General features: G+C 72.7%; 2 protein-coding genes. Both read right to left on the bottom strand.

The genetic code is table 11. From position 1 onward, the window contains the following. Positions 1-961 (bottom strand): DUF7159 family protein (locus GPY60_RS26465; protein ID WP_156690654.1); only part of this gene is annotated, 961 nt, incomplete at its 3' end. Between the two features lie 117 nt (positions 962-1078). Next, positions 1079-1252: a hypothetical protein gene (locus GPY60_RS27645; protein ID WP_156690653.1), complete on the bottom strand. Its 174-nt coding sequence runs from the start codon at positions 1250-1252 to the stop codon at positions 1079-1081. Between the last annotated feature and the right edge of the window lie 120 nt (positions 1253-1372).

Genomic DNA, 1372 nt, shown 5'->3' with positions numbered 1-1372 from the left:
GGGCGGGCCGCTCCGCGGACGTCGGCCGGTCGGAGGTCAGGGACACCGCCAGCGCACCGCCGACGAAGAGCGACACGGCCGCCACCGCGCTGCCGGCCAGCAGGACGGGTTTGCGCCCGCGCCGGAACCGCTCGGTGCCGTCGTCGTCGACGGCGCTGTAGGCCAGCGCGTCGGATCCCCGGTCGGCGTTGGCGGTGATGTCGAGGTAGGTCGGCGCGAGCGCGCGGGGGTTCATCTCGCCCGTTCCCGGGTCCAGGGCGTAGGCCATCGCGGCGGTCGTCGACGCGAACAGCGGCGCGTTCGCCGACGCCAGCGCCGCTCCCCGGGCCAGCGCCATGTCGGGTTCCTCGGGGGCGGTCACCTCGAGCGAGGTGGCCGCCTCGAGCGCCGGCTTAAGCGGGACGATGTCGGTTCCGCAGCCGACGAGGAACACCCCGTCCGCCCGCGACCCGGGCTCGTCGAGGCCCGCGACCATCGCCGCCAACTCCGACGCCGCGTCACCCGCGGCGTCGAGCTGGTGGCGGTGCAGGTCGACGATCGAACCGTCGGCGACCTCGACGACGGCCAGCGTCGCGCTCGCGGGCTCCACGAACAGCATCGCGATGTGCCCGTAGCCGATCGAGGCGCCGACCGTCTGCGCCAGGGCGGCCGCGGCCAGCAGCGGGGACACCAGCATCACGGCGCCCAGGTCGTGGGCCGCGACCGCGTCGCGCAGCGCGCCCGCCTGCGCCGCGTCGGTCCACGTCACGCCCGTCGAGACCAGCTCGAAGCCGGTTTCTCCCGCGCTTTCGCGGGTGCCGCTGATCGCGGCTATCACGTGGTCGACCGCACCGGAAGCCGTCGAGTCACCGCCGACGTCGAACGCGTCTTGGTCGACGGTGACGCCGTCGGCGTTCTGCCCCTCGATGACCACCAGGCGGACGGTGTCGGGGGATAGCGACGCCCCAAGCACGATGTCCACTTGCGCCTCCAAGGTCCTCCAAGGCCCTCGTCACGAGGGCATCAATGAACGAACCCCGACCCGAAGCAGGGGACTTCTACGCTACTCGCGTGGCAGCGGATGCGCCGCTCGAAATCGTCAGTAACCGGGACCCAGGAACGGGTTCTGCGGATACCCCCCGCCGGGGTATTGCGGGACCACCGGGGCCTGCGTGACAACCGGGGCCTGAGTGACCGGAGGAGCCTGGGTGGCCGGCATCGGCACCGGGATCGGCACCGGAAGCAGCGGTACGTGAATCCACTGCGTGGTCATCGGGACCGTCGTGGTGGTGGTGGTCGTGGTGGGCGGCGGAGTCGTGGTGGTGGTCGTCGGCGGTGGGGTCGTCGTCATGGCCGGCGTGCTGGGCGGCGTCGTCGTCGCCGGGTGCCGCGT

Source organism: Mycobacterium sp. Marseille-P9652, assembly GCF_902652685.1.
Classification (GTDB): domain Bacteria; phylum Actinomycetota; class Actinomycetes; order Mycobacteriales; family Mycobacteriaceae; genus Mycobacterium.
The sequence above is the reverse complement of the archived record's forward strand: the minus strand, read 5'-3'. Positions and strand labels throughout refer to the sequence as shown.

Excerpts from the sequence above, each read along its gene's own strand:
- GPY60_RS27645 (WP_156690653.1), bottom strand. The coding sequence starts at position 1,252 with ATGACCACGCAGTGGATTCACGTACCGCTGCTTCCGGTGCCGATCCCG.